This window comes from Streptomyces sp. NPDC037271 (assembly GCF_055603605.1).
Window position 1 is genome coordinate 34,080 of sequence record NZ_JBVJVN010000026.1, and the last position, 20,580, is coordinate 54,659.

General features: G+C 70.0%; 11 protein-coding genes and 1 pseudogene. 11 read left to right on the top strand and 1 reads right to left on the bottom strand.

Annotated features, from left to right (window positions below; translation table 11 throughout):
* The first annotated feature begins 311 nt into the window (after window positions 1–311).
* The 3 genes and pseudogenes from ACZ7G3_RS30360 (at window position 312) to ACZ7G3_RS30370 (ending at window position 2,960) form a co-directional block, all read left to right on the top strand.
* Window positions 312–1,292 (top strand): ferric reductase-like transmembrane domain-containing protein, encoded by a 981-nt coding sequence (locus ACZ7G3_RS30360; protein WP_470929451.1) that lies wholly within the window; start codon window positions 312–314, stop codon window positions 1,290–1,292.
* A gap of 477 nt (window positions 1,293–1,769) precedes the next feature.
* A pseudogene (locus tag ACZ7G3_RS30365) lies at window positions 1,770–1,970 on the top strand (ATP-binding cassette domain-containing protein); the annotation flags it as partial.
* A 147-nt stretch (window positions 1,971–2,117) separates the two neighbouring features.
* Window positions 2,118–2,960 (top strand): aminoglycoside phosphotransferase family protein, encoded by an 843-nt coding sequence (locus ACZ7G3_RS30370; RefSeq protein WP_470929453.1) that lies wholly within the window; start codon window positions 2,118–2,120, stop codon window positions 2,958–2,960.
* A 596-nt stretch (window positions 2,961–3,556) separates the two neighbouring features.
* Here ACZ7G3_RS30370 and ACZ7G3_RS30375 read toward each other — a convergent pair.
* Complete coding sequence (locus tag ACZ7G3_RS30375; protein ID WP_470929356.1) at window positions 3,557–4,282, bottom strand: dienelactone hydrolase family protein; 726 nt, start codon at window positions 4,280–4,282, stop codon at window positions 3,557–3,559.
* Window positions 4,283–4,947: 665 nt separating this feature from the next.
* On the opposite strand from ACZ7G3_RS30375, the gene ACZ7G3_RS30380 reads away from it, so the two are divergent.
* From ACZ7G3_RS30380 to ACZ7G3_RS30415, 8 genes are all read left to right on the top strand, one after another.
* The gene (locus tag ACZ7G3_RS30380) at window positions 4,948–5,547 is read left to right on the top strand and encodes an ATP-dependent Clp protease proteolytic subunit (RefSeq protein WP_470929455.1); all 600 of its coding nucleotides are present in this window, start codon (window positions 4,948–4,950) and stop codon (window positions 5,545–5,547) included.
* 62 nt (window positions 5,548–5,609) lie between these two features.
* The gene (locus tag ACZ7G3_RS30385) at window positions 5,610–6,266 is read left to right on the top strand and encodes an ATP-dependent Clp protease proteolytic subunit (RefSeq protein ID WP_470929358.1); all 657 of its coding nucleotides are present in this window, start codon (window positions 5,610–5,612) and stop codon (window positions 6,264–6,266) included.
* Window positions 6,267–6,971: 705 nt separating this feature from the next.
* Window positions 6,972–8,165: a cytochrome P450 family protein gene (locus ACZ7G3_RS30390; RefSeq protein WP_470929457.1), complete on the top strand. Its 1,194-nt coding sequence runs from the start codon at window positions 6,972–6,974 to the stop codon at window positions 8,163–8,165.
* A gap of 164 nt (window positions 8,166–8,329) precedes the next feature.
* Window positions 8,330–9,382, top strand: coding sequence for a methyltransferase (locus ACZ7G3_RS30395; protein ID WP_470929360.1), 1,053 nt, complete (start codon window positions 8,330–8,332; stop codon window positions 9,380–9,382).
* A gap of 459 nt (window positions 9,383–9,841) precedes the next feature.
* On the top strand, window positions 9,842–10,588 hold the full coding sequence (locus ACZ7G3_RS30400) for an SDR family NAD(P)-dependent oxidoreductase (RefSeq protein ID WP_426600059.1): 747 nt from the start codon (window positions 9,842–9,844) through the stop codon (window positions 10,586–10,588).
* A gap of 83 nt (window positions 10,589–10,671) precedes the next feature.
* Window positions 10,672–11,772 (top strand): SIS domain-containing protein, encoded by a 1,101-nt coding sequence (locus ACZ7G3_RS30405; RefSeq protein WP_470929362.1) that lies wholly within the window; start codon window positions 10,672–10,674, stop codon window positions 11,770–11,772.
* A gap of 100 nt (window positions 11,773–11,872) precedes the next feature.
* Entirely contained in the window at window positions 11,873–19,084 is a 7,212-nt protein-coding gene (locus ACZ7G3_RS30410) for an amino acid adenylation domain-containing protein (RefSeq protein WP_470929364.1), read from the top strand.
* A complete protein-coding gene (locus ACZ7G3_RS30415) occupies window positions 19,081–20,256 on the top strand; it encodes an FAD-dependent monooxygenase (protein WP_470929366.1) in 1,176 nt (391 codons plus the stop codon). Before ACZ7G3_RS30410 ends, ACZ7G3_RS30415 begins: the two co-directional genes overlap by 4 nt.
* The last annotated feature ends 324 nt before the right edge of the window (window positions 20,257–20,580 follow it).

Here is a 20,580-nt window from a genome sequence, read left to right on the forward strand (position 1 = left end):
CCCCTCCCTCCTTGGGAGAGCCCCCCCACCCCGTCCCAAGTCCGCCCCCCCCCCCCCCCCCCCCCCGGGCCCAGCGGCAGATGCGGCTGTCGGCGGAGCACCCCGCGGCCTGCAGGCCGGTGGCGGTGGTCCGGGACCGGCGAGGACTTCTGGTGGTTCGACAACGGCGCCACCGTCGTCGCGGACGCTGCACGTCCCGTGGCGACTCTGGCCGGATACTGCCTCGGGGGGACACCGCCCCCTCGGTCAGACTTGTTGGCTCACGCCACATGCGCACCGTCCCTGCGGTGCCCCGTGCCGGGGAGGCCCTGATGCTGTCGGACGCCAGGTCGGAAGAGGACGGGGCGCCGATACCGCCCGGACGGCAACGGCGCCCCGGCGACCGTGTCGCGCTGCGCGGCGACATGCGGTCTGCCCTGCCCGACGCCTCCGCGGCGGTGGTGGTGACGGGGCTTGTCTTCGCGTTCCTGTACGCGCGCATCGAGTCGGGTGACTCGGACACCGTCGCGGTCATGCCGTTCATGGATGATGCCGGCACCTACTGGATGTACCTGCTCAGTCAGGCGTTCGGGTGGTCGGGGCTGCTGTGGGCCTGGGGCACGGTCATGCTGGGTCTGCTGCTGTCGGGACCGCGGTCCGCCCGGCTGCCGGTCTCCCGGCCGGTACTGGAGCGCTGGCACCGCACCACGAGTCTGACGACGACGGCCCTGATGGCCGCGCACGCGCTCATGTTCGCGGCGGAACTCGTGCGCTACGAGACGAAGCTGGACTGGGCCGAGCGGCTGTGGGTGGGCTTCGCCGACAGCTTCGTGCCCGGCTGGTACGACTCCGGCACCGGCCGGATCGCCATCCCGCTCGGCCAGGGCGCCCTGTACCTGGCGATACCGCTGGGGCTGCTGTTCTACGTCCGGCACCGCATCGGAGCGAACACGTGGCGACGGCTGCACCGGTTCGTGATCGTCGTGTACGTGCTGAGCGTGTGGCACACCCTGCTGTACGGGACCAACGTCTGGTACGGAGAGTGGCCACGCACCGTTCTGTGGCTGCTGCAACTACCGGTTGCCGTCCTGCTGTTGCTCCGCCTGCTGAGACCCGCCCGGCGGGCCGAACGGCTGGGCTCCGCCGGCGGGGGCGCGGCCCGGCCGGGGTGGTGGCTGCGGGCGGCCGGACGGGTCGCCGCCGGAGCCGTCGTCGTCGGGCTCGTCATCGTGGTGGTGTCCGGCCGGGACGGAGGCCGGGACCGTCCGACCCATCCGCCCGCGACGGCCCCGCACTCCCAGGAAACGGACTGACGGCTCGAACGGGGCGGACGGGGCGGAGTCGCGGCGGAGACGGACACGGCCGAGGCGTTCCGGCTGCAGCGCCGTCTGTCCAACCTCGCCACCGAGGCGTCCGGCGGCAAGGAGATCCGGTTCTCCGGCGCGGGCCATGCGGTCACCGAGGCGCGGACCCGCGCCTGGGACGAAGCGGTACGGGACGGCTGCGGGCGCGTCTGCGGGCGGCGGGCCACAAGGTCGTCGGCTGGGTGCTGTTCACCGCGGGCTTCGTCGGCGGGCCCGGTCCTGCTGCTCGACCGGGCCGCGCGCGGTCAGGGCGGCGTCGGCGACGTGGTGCTGGCCATCACGGTCGCCGTGACCCTGCGGGACTCGATCCAGCTGACCGTGGCCCGGGTGAGCCGCACGACGGGCAGCGCGGGCGTGGTCGACGCCTACCTGTGGCTGCGGGCGTACGCCGCCCGCCAGCGGGAGGCGTACGCCGGCACCCTGCCCGTGCCCGCCGCGCTGCGCCGGGGCATCACCCTGGAGGAGTGCGTTTTCCCGTACCCCGGCACCGGCCGCCCCACGCCGGACGGCCTGGACTGCCGTCTGCCCGCCGGCAGCGTGGTCGCCGTCGTCGGGGAGTACGGCTCCGGCAAGACCTCCCCGGTCAGGCTGTTGTGCAAGCTGTACCAGCCGGACGCCGGCACGGTCCGGGTCGACGGGATCGTCGCGGGAGGCCTCGGTCGGCCGAAAGCGGATCTTCCCGGGGTCCGGGTGCCGGATGATGTCCCCGACGACGTACGGGGTGCTGTCGCCGTCCCCGGAGGTGTGTGCGTAGCCGACGATGAGGAGAACGACATGGAGCCCGCGGAACTGCGTCGCGCGGTCGAGGCGGCCCGGGCGACCGCCACGGAGCTGGGCCTGGGGGTGGACGACGTGGTCGTCGTCCACGACTCGGACCGGGTCGCGCTGCGCCTGCTCCCGTGCGACGTGCTGGCCCGGGTCGCGCCGCCGGACCAACTGGCCGACTCGGCGTTCGAGGTCGAGGTGGCCCGCCGGCTCGGTGCCGTCGACGCCCCGGTGGCCGAGCTGGACCCCCGGGGCGAGCCCCGCGTGTACGTACGGGACGGCTTCGCCGTCTCTCTGTGGACCTACTACGCACCGGTGGCTGCGGACATCACGCCGTCCGCGTACGCGGACGTGCTCAGGCGGCAGCACGCCGCCCTGCGCCGGGTCGAGCTGGAGGCGCCCCACTTCACGGACCGGGCCGCCCGCGCGCTGCGGGAGGTGACCGACCGGGAGCGGTCCCCGGACCTGTCCGACGCCGACCGGGAACTCCTCGCCCGCACCCTGGGCGAGGTGAGCGCCGCCATCGGCGCGGACCGGTCCAACGACCAGTTGCTGCACGGCGAGCCGCACGAGGGCAACCTCCTCGCCACGGAGCGGGGGCCGCTCTTCGTGGACCTCGCCACGTGCTGTCGCGGGCCGGTCGAGTTCGACCTCGCCCACGCTCCCGACGGTGTGGCCGAGCACTACGCGGGGGCCGACCAGGATCTCCTGCACCGGTGCCGCGCCGTGGACTGGGCCATGTTCTCGGCCTGGCGCTGGCGCTGCGCGGACCAGATGCCCGACCGGGACCATTGGAGGGCGGAGGGACTCGCCCTGGTCCACGCCTCGCTCGACCGCTGCGGACTGGGCTGAACGCCCGCGGTAGCCACGACCCACGAAGGGGCTCGCCCCGGGGGTGAGACGGCAGGAACGAACAGGCCGTTCGGGCCGTTCGGGCGCGAGCCGGTGTCTGGTCCGCCGGGACCCCGGCCTCCTCCGGGCCGTCGGCGGCGGTGCGTACCGGGGGATGGGCAGGGCGACGGCTGCCGACACCACGGCCACGGCACAGCCGATGGGCAGACCGGTGCGGAAGCCGTCCCCGAAGCGGTCGTCCACGCGCGCCCGGCCGAGTTCCGCGCCGGCCGCCGCCAACGAGCACCGGGTCACCATGCCGGAGGAGGCAGAGCCGACGTGGTGGGTGCATCCGGTCCTGCTCTACTTCGAGCGCCGGCACCTCAACGACCGGCACCTCACCGGCCGGCACCTCAACGGCCCGTCCCCACAGCTCTGCCGTCGGCGACCGGCGTGCACGAGGACCGTCGGTCGCGCGCACCCGCCACGGACTGTCTGCTACCGCCTGCCGTACCGGATATCGATGTGCCGATCGGCATCCCGACACCCATTTCGGTCGCGCCGTCCGGTCGACCGAGCCCACAGGGGCTTCCCGTTGTGGGAAGGCCCCCTGTGCGTCACTCCGCCAAGGGCAAGCACTCGGTGAGCAGGTCCACGACGTCGCGCCAAGCGCGCTCTGCGTGCCGCGGGTGGTGGGCGACGCCGGGGACCACCGGCTGGTCGACGGGAGGGTGGTGGAAGGCGTGCACGGCGCCGCCGTAGAGCACGAGACGCCAGTCGACACCAGCATCCTGTATTTCGGCGGCGAACGCCTCGCGCTGTGCCGGAGGCATGATCGGGTCCTCCGATCCGACCCCGGCCCACACCGGGCACCGGATGCGTGCCGCCTCGCCCGGCCGGCCGGTGGTGAGTGCGTTGACTGTGCCGATCGCCCGCAGGTCGACGCCGTCGCGGCCGAGTTCCAGCGCGATCGCGCCCCCGGTGCCGTAACCGATGGCGGCGATCAGGTCGGGGTCGGTTCGCGGTTCGGCGCGCAGGATGACGAGGGCCGCGTGGCCGATGTCCCGCATCCTCTGTGGGGCGCAGAGCAGAGGGGTGATGCGCGCGAGCATCTCCTCGGGGTCGGTGAACCAGCATCCGCCGTTGATGTCGAAGGCCAGTGCCACGTAGCCGAGTTCGGCCAGGGCGTCGGCGCGGCGCCGCTGGAAGTCGTTCAGCCCCGGTCCCTCGGGGCCGATCAGGACCGCGGGCCGACGGCCGCTGCCGGCCGGGAGCGCGAGGTGGCTGACCATGGTCAGGCCGTCGGCCGGATAAGTGACCGTGCGCGTCGTAACCGTCGTCATGCGAACAGACCGTAATGACCATGGAGCTGTTCCGGACGGCTGCTGCCACCGAGGGTGAGGGCTCGATACACGTCTGACGTGCAGTCTTCCTTCGCGGATTGCCGCCTGTGGGTCGACCGGACGACTGACGTCGCTCACGTACCGGGGTTGACGCAGAGTCAGAAAGGGCGCGATGAAAAACCGGGGGTCGGCATTCCTCTTGCGTGGTTCCCGTGATCACGAAGTCGCCGTCGGGGAACGGGCAGTGCGTTGTTCGTGGGCGGGCGGTCACGTCCGGACCGTCCGGCCTTTCCGGGCCGGCATTTCGTTCTGGCTTGATCCAGGCGCCGATTATTCCCCTGTATGCCCGTGAATGAGTGGACGGGCTCGCGGACCGGGCCTTCTTTTGTCCGGGAGAGGAGAGGTGTACTCCCCCTGATTTCAGGCCACTTGAGCGCGATGCGCGTTCTCTGCTCTCAGCGAACCGCTCGTCTTGCCCCAACGGTGCAGGCTGAATTACGTGTTAGCTTCACAACGTATGAGGTGGGGGCGAACGCACCTGCCGCTACGCCTGGTGGGCACCGGATTGACGGACGGGAGTCCTGGCCCCGCCAAAGGTGCCGCGCGCGAACAAAGGAGTGGAACAGATGAGCAATCGGCAGTTGCCTCTCGCAGCACAGCAGGCGATGCCCTATGCCCGCGCCAACGGTGACGCCATGAGCGCGGATGCGGTCTACAATCGTCTTCTCGATGACCGGATCATCTTTCTGGGCAAGGAAGTCGACGACGAAATCGCCAACCGCATCACCGCGCAGATGCTGATGCTCGCCTCGGATCCGACCCGTGACATCTACCTGTACATCCACTCGCCGGGCGGCTCGGTCACCGCAGGTATGGCCGTATACGACACGATGCAGTACATCAAGAACGATGTCGTGACCATTGCGATGGGATTCTGTGCCTCCATGGGGCAGTTCCTGCTCACCGCCGGCGCGAAGGGCAAGCGTTTCGCGCTGCCGCACACCAAGATCCTGATGCACCAGCCCTCGGCAGGCCTCGGAGGCTCGGCCTCCGACATCAAGGTCTACATGGACCAACTGATCCGCACCAAGCAGGAGATGGCCGAGCTCATCGGCCACCACTCCGGCCAGGACGCCGAGACGATCACGCGTGACTCCGACCGGGACCGCTGGTTCACCGCCCAAGAGGCCAAGGAGTACGGCCTGATCGACGAGGTCCTGTCGTCGGGCGACAATCACCCCACCACCCTCGGATCGATCGCCTAGTCGCCTTCCCGACCAGCGCGTCCGGCCATCCCCCAGAAGGGGCAAGTCCAGTGAGCACGTCCATGTCCACCCCAGCGGCGGGTCCGTCCGGATCCGGCCGTCTGCGCCCCGAAAGCCGCTACGTGACGCCGCACTTCGTCGAGCGCACCGCGCAGGGCACCAGGGAGTACGATCCTTACGGCAAGCTCTTCGAGGAGCGTGTGATCTTCCTCGGTCACGAGCTCGACGACGTTGTGGCGAACGACATCATGGCCCAGTTGCTGTGCCTTGAGTCCCTGGATCCGCAGCGGGACATCTCCATGTACATCAACTCACCCGGTGGCGACCTCACGTCGCTCACCGCGGTGTACGACACGATGCAGTTCGTGCAGCCCGACATCCAGACGGTCTGCCTGGGGCAGGCCAACTCGGTGGCCGCCGTGGTCCTGGCCGCGGGCACACCCGGCAAGCGCCTGGCGCTACCGGGGGCCCGGGTCGTCCTCAGTCAGCCGCAGAGCCCCGGCAGCCAGGGCCAGGTATCCGACCTGGTGATCCATGGCCGCGAGGTGCAGCGCCAGCGGGAGCTTGTCGAGGGGTTCCTCGCCCGCCACACCGGCCGTGATGTCGCCAAGGTCCACGAGGACATCGAGCGCGACCGCGTGCTCACGGCGGAGCAGGCCCTGGAGTTCGGGATCGTCGACAAGGTGGTGACCCCGCGTTCGGTCGCAGGGGTCCGCTGACTCCGCCCGTTCCTTCTGCGCTGCCGCCGCCGTCCCGGTGTGCGGCCGCGCAGGCGTCCTGAGGCGTAGCTGCGCAGCCGCGGTCCGGCCCCATGGACCGGGACCGGGCGCTTGAACGCTGTGCACCATTCCGAACACCGTGAGCCCGGCGCGAGCGAAGAAGTATCACGCCGGGCTCATTGGCATGTCCGAAATTCGTGAGTGCTCCGGAAACTGGCGTCGGCTTTCCCGTGGGCCGGCGACGCATTTGTATGCGTCTTTGCAATCCGCCGGCCATTCCGTCGCGATGTCCGAGTTGAGCAGGGGTGCCAGAGGTCAGAGTTCCCATCGGACGACTTCAAGCCACTGGGCGGACCCGTGTCCGGCCGGGTCCTGACCATTACGCCACGTTGGCCGGGGGTTAAACCGTTGCGCACCGCATGATTCACGCCACTGGTGCGGATGCGAGAACCTTGAACACCTTGTGCGACCACCGGGGTTGGTGTTGTATCTGCGGCTAGAAAAACTATGTATGTGAACGGCCGTGGCGAGGTGAAGCCTCACGCCCGCTTCGGTGTTGTCAAGTGAGCGGCCGTGTTCGGAGTGGTCGGCGGGGGCCGGCAATCCGGGCCTGAGGGAAGGAATTCCGTCGTGACCGAGGCCGAGAAAGCCGCCGCCGATCCCGCGATACCCGACTTGACCGACCGGCCCGACAGCCCCGGCGGGATCGAGGTGCTCGCCTCGCTCAGCCCCGACTTCACCGCCGACCCGTACGTCGCCTACGCACGGCTGCGCGAGCGCGGTCCGGTGCACCAGGTAGTCACACCCGACAGGGGCCGGGTGTGGCTCGTGGTCGGGTACGAGGCCGCGCGCGAGGCCTTCACCGCCCCGCAGCTCAGCCGGGACTGGCAGCGCGAGTGGCGGCAGGCCGGCTGGAGCCCGCCGTACGCCCTGAACATGCTCGGCAACGCCAACATGCTGATGAGCGACCCGCCCCACCACACCCGGCTGCGGAAGCTGGTGGCCCGGGAGTTCACGGCCCGGCGGGTCGAGGGGATGCGGGACCGCATCCAGGAGATCACCGACGAGCTGCTGGACCGCATGACGGCGGACGGAGCGCGCCGCGCCGACCTCATCGACGCGTTCGCCTCCCCCCTCCCCATGATCGTCATCTCCGAACTGCTCGGCGTCCCCGGCCTGGACCGCGCCGCCTTCCACGCCTGGTCCAACGAGACCCTCGCGCCCACCAGCCCCGAGGCGGAGAAGGAGGCGTACGAGCAGGTCATGCCGTATCTCAAGGGGCTCATCGCCGCCAAGCGCGAGAACCCCGGGGAGGACCTGCTCAGCGCCCTCGTCCACACGGTCGACGAGGGCGGCGACCGGCTCACCGAGGACGAGCTGGTCTCGTTGGCCTTCCTGCTGCTCGTCGCCGGGCACGAGACGACGGTCAACACGATCGGCAACGCGGTGCGTGCGCTCTTCGCGCACCCCGAGCAGCTGGCGGCCGTACGGGCCGATCCGGCGGGGCTGGCGGCGGGGGTGGTGGAGGAGACGCTGCGCTACGACGGGCCGGTGGAGACCACCACGCCGCGCATCGCCCTGGAGGAGACCGAGATCGGCGGTGTACGGGTGCCGCGCGGTGCCATCGTGCTGATCGCCATGGCCGGCGCGGACCGCGATCCGGCGCGCTTCCCCGATCCGGAACGCTTCGACGTACGACGGCGCGAGGCCCGGGGCCATCTCTCCTTCGGACACGGGATCCACTTCTGCCTGGGCGCTCCCCTCGCCCGCCTCGAGGGCGAGGTGGCGCTGCGCACGCTGCTGGAGCGCTGCCCGGACCTGACGGCGGACGGGGAGCCGGGGGAGTGGCTCCCGGGGATGCTGATCCGGGGGGTGCGGGAGCTGCCGGTGCGGTGGTGACACGCCCGCCGCGGGCGGGCTGACGGGCGGGTGAGCGGTTGCGGTACGCCGTATGTCTATTCCGCATTGAGCACCAACCGGAGAAAACAGGACGTTGCGGGACTTGACTACTCCATGGCCGAAAGCGCTTGCTCGCGATCTGAAAGAGACGTGGAGGACACACTGTGAAGGAATCTTCGGAGACGGCCCTGGACGAGCTGTGGGAGCTGGTGTACACCAGCTTCAGGTTTCCGTTCATGCACGCCGCCATGCGTCTTGAACTCTTCACCCTGCTCAAGAACCGGCCGGGCCGCAGTCTTGACGAGATCACCGCCGAGCTCGGACTGCAGGAACGTGCCGGGCACGTGCTGCTCCTCGGGTGCTGTGCGTTCGGCCTCGTACGCAAGGAGGGCGACGGCTACCACAACACCGCGGCCACCGACCTGCTGGCCGGCGATCAGGACGCGTTCATGCCGGTGATCGTCCGTTACACCCACGAGATGCTGTACCAGCCGATGGGCTGGCTCCACGAGTCGCTGGTGAACAACGAGAACGAGGGGCTGCATCGCGAACTGCTCGCCGATTCCCCGGCGACCACGCTCTACGAGCTCCTCGGAGAGGACAAGAACCTGGAGCAGGTCTTCACGGCCATGATGGAGCACCAGAGCCGCTCGGTGGTCGAGGACCTCGTCAACGCCGTGGACTTCTCGTCCTACAAGAAGGTGCTGGACGTCGGCGGAGGCACCGGGACCAACTCCATCGGTTTCGCGCAGCGCTGGCCGCATCTTCAGGCAACCATCCTCGAACTGCCCAACGTGGCGGAGATGGCCGCCGCCCGCATCGCCGAGGCGGGCCTCTCCGAGCGCATCAACGCGGTCGGGACCGACATCTGGAAGGACGAGTTCCCCTCGTCCCACGACTGCGTCGTCTACTCCCGTTTCCTTGAGATCTGGTCGCCCGATCAGGTCCGCGCCCTCTTCGCGAAGACGTACCGCGCTCTGGAGCCGGGCGGTCACATGGTGATCGTCGCGTGTGCCCAGGACGACGACGAGACCGGGCCCGCCCATGCCGCGTTCATGGCGGGGTACGTCCAGACGATCGCGTCACCCGAGGGCCGTATCTACACGGCGCAGGAATTCGAGCAGTGGTACACCGAAGCGGGCTTCGAGCCGATGGACCGCCAGTACCCGGGCCGCTTCGACGTCATCCTGCGTGCCCGCAAGCCCATCGCCCGGTGAGTCCGGTCCGTTCCATGCCGCGCTGCCGATCCGTCAGGCGGACAACTCCGACCCTCTGACACGGGGCCGGCCCGCCCGACAGGGCGCGGCCGGATCACTTCGACGGGGCCCTGCGCCCGGGTGACGCACCCTTCGGGTGCTCAGGTCCGTTCACCCATGCGTTCCCGCATCCTCCATCGGGCGCCGTTCGCCCACGTACAGGCCCGTCCCATCCCCCTTCATGCGGCACGCTCGTGTGCGAGCCGCACGCATCCGTGCGGCTCCGCGCGAGGGCGCGGGGGGGGGGGGGGGCCGCGCCCCCCCCCCCCCCCCCCCCCCCCCCGCTGCCGGCACGCGATCCGGACCGCATCACCGTCACCGCTGTCGTCACCCCACCCGCCTTCCCGTCTCCTCGAAGTCGGGGCGAGGCGGCGTGCCCTGTTCGTGTCCTCGGCGTCGCATCCAAGAAAGGGAGCGCGAGTGAACTCGCCTGACAGGCTTGCCATCGTTACCGGCGGAACCAAGGGAATCGGTCTCGCTTTCAGTCACCGTCTGACCCGGATGGGATTCCGGGTGGTCGCCACGTATCGCAGTGACGAGGAGTCGGCGAATCTTGCTGTGCAAGAGGTGGAGAAGGGGCTGTCCGTCGTACGGTCGGATGTTTCCGATCCGGGCGAGGTCGCCGAACTCGCGGAACTCGTACGGACCGAGCACGGAGTCCCGCAGGTCCTGGTGAACAATGCCGGTCTCAATATCGACCGTCCGGTGCTCGAGATTTCCGACGCCGACTGGCGCCGGGTGGTGGACACCAATCTGTCCGGCCCGTTCTACATGACGCGGGCCTTCGCCCCGGTCATGCTGGAGGCCGGCGGCGGTTCCATCGTCAACATCGGTGCGACCACAGCGATTCGACCCCGGATGAACGGCGCCAACTACTGTTCGAGCAAGGCCGGGATGCTTCATCTCACCAAGTGCCTGGCCATGGAACTCGCGCCGAGTATCCGCGTGAACTGCCTCATTCCGGGAATGATCGACACGGACGAAATGCGTACACGCTACCGCTTGGCCGAGCCGGAGTACATGGAAGCGTTGCTGAGTGAGATACCGCAGCGCCGGATAGGTGCCACCGACGAGATGGCGGACGCGCTGGAGTTCCTGGTGGGCGAGGGAGCCGCGTACGTCACGGGGCAGAAACTGATTGTGGACGGCGGCCAGTTCATGTGGTGAAGCACTCGGTGCCCAACCGGGGCGCGCACGCTCCTCGTGCTGGAATCTACGGCACTCCATTAATTCCCTAGGAAGAGGAATACATGCGATCACGCCTTGAGCGCTACCAGGAGTTCCTGGAGCAGGAGTACCATGCAGGGTTCACCAAGTTCGACGAGTATGACATATCCGGCATCTCCTCCGACCTCCTGAAGAGGCTGAAGGACGGCCACTTCACGCGCATCGTCTTCAGTGGAATGGGCTGCTCGGCCATCGTGTCGGACGTCATAAAGGTGTTCTTCAACTCGATCCGCAGCGACCTCGAAGTGTATGTCTTCAACGACTACGACTTCGAGTACCTTGTTCCGCGCGCGGTGATCGAGGACGAGCGCACGCTCGTCATCCTGAGTTCGTACAGCGGCTACTCCAACGAGCCGGTCCGTGCCTTCCACGCGCTGCGCCCCATGCATGACCGGGTGCTGCTGCTCACCTCGGGCGGCCGGCTGGGCGAGCTGGGCGAGGAGCACGGCGTGTCCATCGCGCGCTGGACGCTGAGCAAGCCGGACCGCGAGTACCCGCTGTTCCATGTGGGCCAGTACTTCTCGATCCTGGTCGACATGTTCCTGCGGCTCGGTCTGCTGGACAAGGACTACGGGCCCGAGGTCCGTTCCCTGGCCGAGGACCTGCGGACCGACTTCACCCCCGAGTTGCGTGCCCTGGCCGCGGACGCCGCCGCGCGCAGCGAGAACGCCAACGTCATCATGCTCGGCTCACCCAAGTGGCACGAGAGCCTGCTGAAGCTGGCCAAGATGCACTTCAACGAGATCGCCATGGTGCCGGCGACGCGCAACTATTTCCACGAGTTCTGCCACAGCGAGGTGGCCACGCTCACCGACCCCGAGCGCAGGCACAGCATCCTCGTCTTCTCCGACCCGGAAGAGGATGAATACACCCGGGCCAAGCGGAGGAATCTGGTGTCGTTGCTGACTGCACCGATCCCGCAGAACGCAAAGGTCACCGTCACCGAGATCGAACTCGACCAGTCGACCTTCATTCGGCAGTACTTCACCGCTCTGGAGTTCGTCCAGTACCTCACTCTCGATCTGGGCAAGGCGCGGGAGACCCAGTCGCGCAACCTCATATCCGAGGCAGCAGGAAACCCCTGGTACCACGGCAGCACCATCGCCTCGGAGAACGGCGGCTGATACGGGTGTACGACGTCGGCCACGGCGAGCGCAGGGCATCGGAGAAGACAGTCGAACAGCTCAGGACTTGAAGGCAAGAGCCGAGGAAAATGGAGCGATCGTGAATCGACGGGAGCGTTACTCCCTCACGGCCTACCAGCAGGATATTTGGGCTGCGAACTCTCTCTTTCCGGACCTCCCGCAGTTCAACTGCTTCATCACCGACCGGTTCACCGGTGACGTGGACGTCGACCTCCTCAAGGCGTGCCTGCGCCGTGCGGTCGACCGCAACGATGCATTCCGGATCCGGATCGACCCGGAGGAGGGAACCCCGCGCCAGTGGGTCGAGGACGAGGCTTACGACATCCCGACGATCGACCTTTCCGACGCCCCATCGCCGCGGGACGCCTGCGAGGCGTGGATCAAGGACGCGTTCGACGTTCCTTTCGAGGTGGAACGCAGCCGGCTGTTCACGCTCGCGGTCCTCGAGGAGGGCGAGGGAGTCTTTCACTCCTACGTCAAGGTGCACCACATCGTCGCGGACGCCTGGGGCCTGAACCTCTTCATGTCCCAAGTCCGCGCCGAATATGACCGCATCCGGAGGACCGGGCGGTTCGAAGAGCCGTCCGTGCCGTCGTACCTGGAATTCACGGAGGACGAGCGCCGCTACCGTGCCTCGGACGACTACGCGGATGACCGGGCCTATTTCCAGAAGCAGTTGCGGGCCGTCTCCCCGGCCCTCTTCAGCCGCTCGGCCCCGGCCGGCTCCCGCAGCAGTGCCCGCCACAGCTTCGTGATCGAACGCGGTGTCATCGAGAGCATCCGTGCACGCGGCCATTCGGTCTTCGCGTTCGTCGCGGGCGCCTTCGCCGTCTACCTGTCGCGGGTGCACGGCAGCGACGAAGTCGTCCTGGGCGTACCGCTGCTGAACCGGCCGACCACTCAGCAGAAGCAGACCGTAGGCCACTTCGCGAACACCCTGCCGCTGCGGGTGACAGCCGGCGAGGAACGTACGATGAGCGAGCTCGTCGCCGAGGTGCAGGCATCGACCCGGGAGCTCAAGCCGCACGAGCGCTTCTCCCTGGGCGACCTGCTGCGCTGCGTACCGCTCCAGGAGAGCGGCCCCAAGCGGCTGTTCGACACCACCATCGCCTATCTGCGCTGGCCCAGTCCGCCGGCCGTCCAGGGCGTGGAGTACGAGACCGTCGTGCAGGCGCGTGCCCACGACGACGACGTGCTGGCCGTGGTCGTCAACGAACTGGACGACGTCGGTGACGTCCTGGTCGACATGGACTACGCCCTGGACGTGTTCGACGCGGACTTCCCCGTGGAGTCGGTGGCCACCCACATCGAGGCGATCCTCAAGGGCACGCTCGCGGGGGCGGACCTGCCGCTGTCGCAGATCCCCATGACCGGCGAGGAGGAGCGGGCCACCCTGATCGCGACGGGCACCGGCCCGGTGCACGCGTTCACCGAGGACGCCACCCTCCACGCGCTCTTCGAGCGGCAGGCGGCACGGACGCCCGACCGGGTGGCCGTCGTCACGGACGACCCCGCCCAGTCGCTGACCTTCGCCCGCCTCGACGGCTGGGCCAACCACATCGCGCACCAGCTGCGTGAGGACGGCGTGCAGACGGGCGACCGGGTCGCCGTGGTGGCCGAGCGCGGCCCGCACCTCGTCGCAGCGGTCCTGGGCGTCCTCAAGGCAGGCGCCGCCTACGTCCCCGTCGACCCGGGCCACCCCGAGGAGCGGGTCCGGTTCGTCCTGGCGGACAGCAAGGTGGCGGCGGTGCTGCTGGGCAGCAGCGTGCCCACCGCCCTGGTGGGCGACGCCGCGCCCGTACGGCGCCTGGCGGCCGCGGCGTCCACCGCGCCCGCCGCACCCGTCCCGCTGGGCGGACCGCAGGACCTCGCGTACGTCATCTACACCTCCGGATCCACCGGGCGGCCCAAGGGCGTGCAGATCGAACACCGATCCGTGGTGAACCGGCTGGAGTGGATGCAGCGCCGCTACCCGGTCGGCGAGGGAGACGTCCTGCTGCAGAAAACGCCGGCGACCTTCGACGTGTCGGTGTGGGAGCTGTTCTGGTGGGCGCTCACCGGGGCCGGCCTGGCGCTGCTGCCGCCCCGCGGGGAGCGCGACCCCGAAGCCATCCTCCGCACCGTACGAGCACACCGGGTGAGCGTGGTCCACTTCGTGCCGTCGATGCTCGGTCCCTTCCTGGACCTGGTCGAGGAGGACCCGGCCCGAGCGGCGGACGCGGCATCCCTGCGCCAGGTGTTCTGCAGCGGTGAGGCGCTGACACCCACTCATGTGCGCCGCTTCAACCGGGTGTTCGCGGCTGCCGGTGCCACGGCCCCCCGGCTGGTCAACCTCTACGGCCCCACCGAGGCCACGGTCGACGTCACGTACTACGACTGCCCCGGTGGAACGGACGGGGAGGTGCGCCGGGTGCCGATCGGGCGGCCGATCGACAACATCCGGTTGTACGTGGTCGGCGCGCACGGGCACCTCCAGCCCGCCGGCGTCGCCGGTGAGCTGTGCATCGCGGGCGTGGCCGTGGCGCGCGGCTATCTGGAACGACCCGAGCTGGACGCCGCGGCGTTCGTGGCAGACCCGTTCACGCCTGGCGGGCGCATGTACCGGACCGGCGACAGGGCGCGGTGGCTGGCGGACGGCACCCTGGAGTACCTGGGGCGGCTGGACGATCAGGTCAAGGTCCGCGGCAACCGTGTGGAGCTGGGCGAGGTGGGCAACCGCCTGGCGGCCTGCCCGGGCGTGCGGGACGCCCTCGTGGTGGACCGGACCGCGCCGGGCCGTGGCGTGCACCTGGTGGGCTACTACGTGGCGGACGAGGAGGTGGAGGCGGCCCGCCTCCGGTCCCGACTCCTGGACTCGCTGCCGGAGTTCATGATCCCGGCGTACTTCGTGCGGATCGACCGGATACCGCTGACCACGAACGGCAAGGCCGACCGGCGGCGGCTGCCCGCTCCCAGGGCGGAGACGGACACCGGCGCGCAGAGGCCGTCCAACGAGACCGAGGCGAAGCTCGCGGCGGCCTGGGCGGCCGTACTGGGAACCGACGCGGTCGGCGTCGACCAGGACTACTACTCCCTGGGCGGGGACTCGATCCAGATGCTCCGCATCCAGGCGGAGGCACGCCGTGCGGGGGTCCACTTCACCCTGGCCGACCTGGTCCGCAACCCCACCGTCGCCGCGCTCGCGGCGGCCGCGACGACCGCACCGCGGGAGGAAGAGGACGCACCGCTCGCACCGTTCGCCCTGGTCCCGAGCGTCGACCGGGCGCGGCTGACCGGCCTGGCGGACGCCTACCCGGCCACCCGGCTGCACCTGGGCCTGCTCTACCACAGCCGGGAGTACGAGAGGTCGTGCGTCTACCACGACGTCTTCCGCTACTCGCTGAAGTCGCCGTGGGACGAGCAGGCGCTGCGCCGCGCCTTCGACGGCCTGGTACGGCGCCATCCGGTGCTGCGCTCCGCCTTCGACCTCGGCGGCTACTCCGAGCCGCTCCAGCTGGTGCACCGGCAGGCCGACGGCGGACTGCAGATCGTGGACCTGCGCAGCCTCGGCGAGCAGGAGGCGCAGGACGAGGTGGACCGGCACGTCCAGGAACGGCGCTACCACGAGTACCGACTGGACCGGCCGCCGCTGTACCTGTTCCGCATGCACGTCCTGCGCGACCGCCTGGAACTGGTGTTGAGCTTCCACCACGCGATCCTCGACGGCTGGAGCGTGGCCACGCTGGTGCGCGAACTGCTCCAGGACTTCCTCCACCACGCCGGACAGCCCGTCGCCGCCGTCCCGTCGCAGGAGCTGCCCTCGCCGGCCCTGTACGTACGCGAGGAGCGCCGGGCCCTCGCCTCGGAGGAGAGCAAGCAGTACTGGCAGCGGCTGCTCGACGGCGCGGAACTGGCCCAGCTCGACGGTCTGCGGCCCTACGAGCCCGCGGGCGACACGGGTCTCGTCGTGCACCAGGTGGAGCTGCCGGACGGCCTGGCCGACCGGGTGGGCCGCCTGGCGCGCACCCACGGCCTGCCGGTCAAGTCCCTGCTGCTCGCAGCGCACTGCCTGACGCTGCGGCTGTTCTCCGACGTGGAGGACATCACCACCGGCCTGGTCACCGGCGGACGGCCGGAGCAGGCCGACGCCGAACGGATCACCGGGCTGTTCCTGGAGACCCTGCCGTTGCGCCTGGACGCCCAGCCGCGTTCCTGGCTGGACTCGGCGCGCGAGGTGTACGCACAGGAGCGGGAGAGCCATCCCCACCGGCGCTACCCGCTCAGCGCCATCCAGGAGGACCGTGGCGGGGACGTCGTCTTCGACACGGCCTTCAACTACGTCGACCCGCACGTGCTCACGTCGCTCTTCGAGGGCACCGGCATGGAGCTGACCGAGTTCAGGACCTGGGAGGAAACGAACTTCAAGCTCCTGGTCAACGCCGTGGTCGACCCGGTGGACGAGCGCCTGTGGCTGCGTATGGACTGCGACGGACGCACCTTCTCGCGCTCCCAGGCCGAGAGCATCGGACAGACGTACGTCACCATCCTCCGGCGGATCACCGAGCAACCCGAAGGGGACGTGGACTTCGCCTTCCTGGGCGGCGGGCGCGTACCCGCCGCGCAGCTCGCGGGGGAGCCGCCCGCGGACGTCATCCGGCTGATCGGCGAGCACGTCTCCCGTACGCCCGACGCGGTGGCCGTCAGCTGCGGTGCGCGCAGCTGGACGTACGCCCAGCTCGACGCGGCCGCGAACCGGATAGCCCACGGCCTCGTCGGCGCCGGAGTGCGTACCGGTTCCACCATCGGCATCGCCATGGACCGTTCGCCCGAGACCCTGGCGACCGTCCTGGGCGTGGGGAAGGCCGGAGCCACCTGCGTTCCGCTCGACGTCAGCTACCCGCGGGCCCGGCTCGCGGTGATGACCGCCCAGGCCGATCCGCTGTGGATCGTCACCAACGAGACGCACGCAGCGCTCTTTGACGACTCCTCCCGGCTGCTGTACGTGGACGGGCTGCTCGAGGCCGAACCGGACCCGGGTGGCGCCGCGGAACTGCCGGAGATCACCGGCGAGACCGTCGCCTACCTGCTTTTCACCTCCGGGTCCAGCGGCGAGCCCAAGGGCGTAGAACTCCCGCACCGGGTGCTCGCCAACTACATGCGCTGGCAGGTGCCCTCCGCCAGCGGCGCGGCGGGCGGCAAGACCCTCCAGTTCGCCCCCCTGAGCTTCGACGTGGCGTTCCAGGAGATCTACTCCACACTGTGCGGCGGCGGCACCCTGCAACTGCTCGCCGAGGACGAGCGGCGGGACATGCCGGCCCTGCTGAGGCTCCTGGACCGCGAGGAGGTGGAGCGCGTCTTCATGCCCTACGTGGCGCTCCAGCAGCTCGCGGAGACGTCCCAGGCGCTGGGCATCCGCCCGCGTGCCCTGCGGGTGATCATCTCCTCCGGTGAGCAGCTGAGGGTCACCGACGAGATCCGCCGGTTCTGTGCCGCGCGGCCGGACACCGTACTGGAGAACCAGTACGGGCCGACCGAGACCCACCTGCTGACCCACCACACCATGACCGGTGACCCGGCCCGCTTCCCCGACCTGCCGCCCGTCGGCGTCCCCGTGGATGGCATCGAGTTGCACCTGCTCGACGGCCTCATGCGGCCGGTCCCGGCGGGCGCCAAGGGAGAGGTCTACGTCGGCGGGGTGTGCCTGGCCCACGGCTACCGCAACCGTCCCGACCTGACCGAGCAGCGGTTCGTACCGCACCCGTCAGGTGAGACGGGTGCCCGCCTCTACCGCACGGGCGACCTCGCCAGACTCATGCCCGACGGCAACCTCGCATGGCTGGGCCGCGCCGACTCCCAGGTGAAGGTGCGTGGCTTCCGGGTCGAGCCGGCCGAGGTCGAACTGGCCATCGCCAAGCTCGCCGAGGAGCAGTCCGCGTCCGGTATCCGCGAGGCGGCGGTGGTGTCGCGGCGCCGGGAGGGCGGCGACGCGTTCCTCGCGGCGTTCCTCGTCGGCGACCCCGAGGCCGTGGACCTGGACGAGGTGCGCAGCCGGTTGCGGGCGGTGCTGCCGGACCACATGATGCCCTCGCACCTGGAGTGGCTGGCGAGCCTGCCCCTGACGCCCAGCGGCAAGCGGGACGACGCGCTGCTGAGTCGCATGCCACTGGCCGCGCCGTCGTCGGACGCCACCGGACCCGCCGACGAGCACGAGAAGGCGCTGGTGGGCATCCTGGCGGAACTGCTGGAACTGCCCGCGGTGGGCGTCCGGGACAACTTCTTCGACATCGGGGGCACCTCACTGACCGCGATGCGGCTGGTGATGACGATCGAGAAGCGCTACGGCGTCAGCGTTCCGCTCTCGGCGTTCGTCGCCGCCCCGACCGTCGCCGGGCTGGCCCAACGCCTGCGGGGCAGCGACGCGGCGGCCCGGTTCGACCCGGTCGTGCCGATCCGCACCGAGGGGGACAAGCCGCCGCTGATCCTCGTCCATCCGCTGGGCGGCCATGTGCTGTGCTACGTACGACTCGCCCGTCACCTACCGCCGGACCAGCCGGTCTACGCGCTTCAGGCGTGGGGGACCGTGCCGGGCACGGAGCCGCTCAGCTCGATCCCGGAGATGGCGGCGGGCTACCTGGAGGCCGTACGGCGCGCGTGCCCCGAAGGGCCCTACGTGATCGGAGGATGGTCCTTCGGAGGCTTCATCGCCTTCGAGATGGCGCGCCGGCTGCGCCGCAGTGACCCGGGCGCCCTGCACGGCACCGTGCTGATCGACCCGATCGCTGTCAAACAGGGGGAGCGGCCCGACATCGCCGACCACTCGCTGCTGGAGTGGTTCTTCTGGGAGCTGCTGTGGATGGAGCGCGGTGGCACCGCACCGGTGGTCTCGCTGCCGGACGGTCTGGAGGAGGAGGCGAAGTTCGACTTCATCGTCGGACACGCCACGCAGGCGGGCGTCCTGCCCGCGGGCAGCTCGCGCACCACCGTGCGGCGCCTGTTCCAGATGTTCAAGGCGCACTGGCGGGCGATCCTCACCTACCAGCCCGAACCGGGCGACGAGGACGTGGTGCTGCTGCGCGCGACCTCGGAGCTGCCGGAGATCCTCCAGCCGATGCACGGAGCAGCACAGAGCCTGCACGCGGACCCCACCAACGGCTGGGGCGACCTGACCACGGGCCGGCTCCAGGTGGTCGACGTCCCCGGTGACCACCTGGTGCTCCTGGAGGAACCGCACGTGAACGTCGTTGCCGAGAAGGTGGCACAGGCGGTGGCCGGCCGACCGGGCCGACGACCGTCGGAGAGGAGTGGGAAATGACGGAGTCCCCCCCGCGCAAGGCCCTCATCGTCGGAGCGGGCATCGGCGGCCTCGCCGCCGCCGCGGCGCTGCGCCGTGTGGGCGTCGAGGTACAGGTCTTCGAGCGGGCTTCCGAGCTGCGGCCGGGTACCACGGCGGTGTCGCTGATGTGCAACGCGGTCCTGGCGCTGCGCAGCATCGACATCGACATCGCCCCGGGCCTGGACAAGCGTGGTGCGGTGTTCGACGAGCTCAAGTTCCTCACCCGGCGGGGCCGTCCGATCAGGGCCCTTCCGTTCCGGGAAGTCTCGGACCGGCTGGGGGCGTCGAACTACGCCGTCCACCGGGCCGATCTCCAGCAGACGCTGCTGGACGCCCTCGGGGACGAGAGCGTCATCCAACTCGACGCCGCGGCAGTGGGTTTCGTCAGCGGCGAGGACGGGGTGGAGGTCACCTTCGAGGACGGCAGAACCGCCTCGGGCGACTTCCTGATCGGGGCGGACGGCTTCAACTCGGCGATTCGCAGGCGGGTGGCGGGCGCCGACGAGCCGCGGCCTGGCAACTACGCGTGCTGGCTGGCCACGGTGCCCTTCACGCACCCGCGGATGAGCAAGGGCTACGCGGCGCACTACTGGGGGCGTGGACAGCGCTTCGGCCTCGCCGACATCGGCCGTGGTCGCGCCTACTGGTGGGCGACGAAGAACGTGCCCCCGGGCGCCTCCGGACACCTGCGGCGCGGCAAGGAAGGGCTCGCGGGCCTCTTCGCGGGCTGGGCCGACGAGGTGCGGGAGGCGATCCGCACCACCCCCGAGGAATCGATCGTCCGCATCACCGCCCAGGACCGCCCGTTCCTCCGGCGGTGGGGCACCGGACGCACGACCCTGCTCGGCGACGCGGCCCACCCGATGCTCGTGAGTCTGGGCCAAGGGGCGGCGCTGGCCATCGAGGACGCCGTCGTCCTCGCCCAGCACCTGCGCGCCACAGCGGACCCGGTCGCGGCGCTGCGCGGCTACGAGGACGAGCGCGGGCCGCGGACGGAGGGGCTGGTCGCCGCGGCCCGTGCGCTGAGCGAGACCGAGCAGCTGGAGGGCCTCTTTCCCGCCCTGGCGCGCGACCTCTACTTCCGGTTCGTACCGCTGTCCAAGCTCACCAGTCAGAACGAAGCGGTCCTCACCTGGCCCCCACTGGGCTGACCGCACCCCATGACCGCTGACGGCCGGCCCGCGGGTGGCAACACGTGCCCACCCGCGGCCGCACCGGTATCCCCGCTCTTCATGGGTGCACCTCGTGGATCCGTCCCATCCGCCGTTCACCCTCGACCCGTCCACCGCCGACGCCCGAGCGGAAGTCGAGCGGCTGCTTGAGGCCGGACCAGTACCGCACCCGCACCCGCACCCGCGGCCGGCACTCCGAGCCCGTGACGGCGCCACGGCGGGGCTGCGCAGCACGCTGCAACGCCACAGGGACCTGCTGCGCACCGGTCTCGAACAGGCCGGACTACGCACCTACCGAGGCGA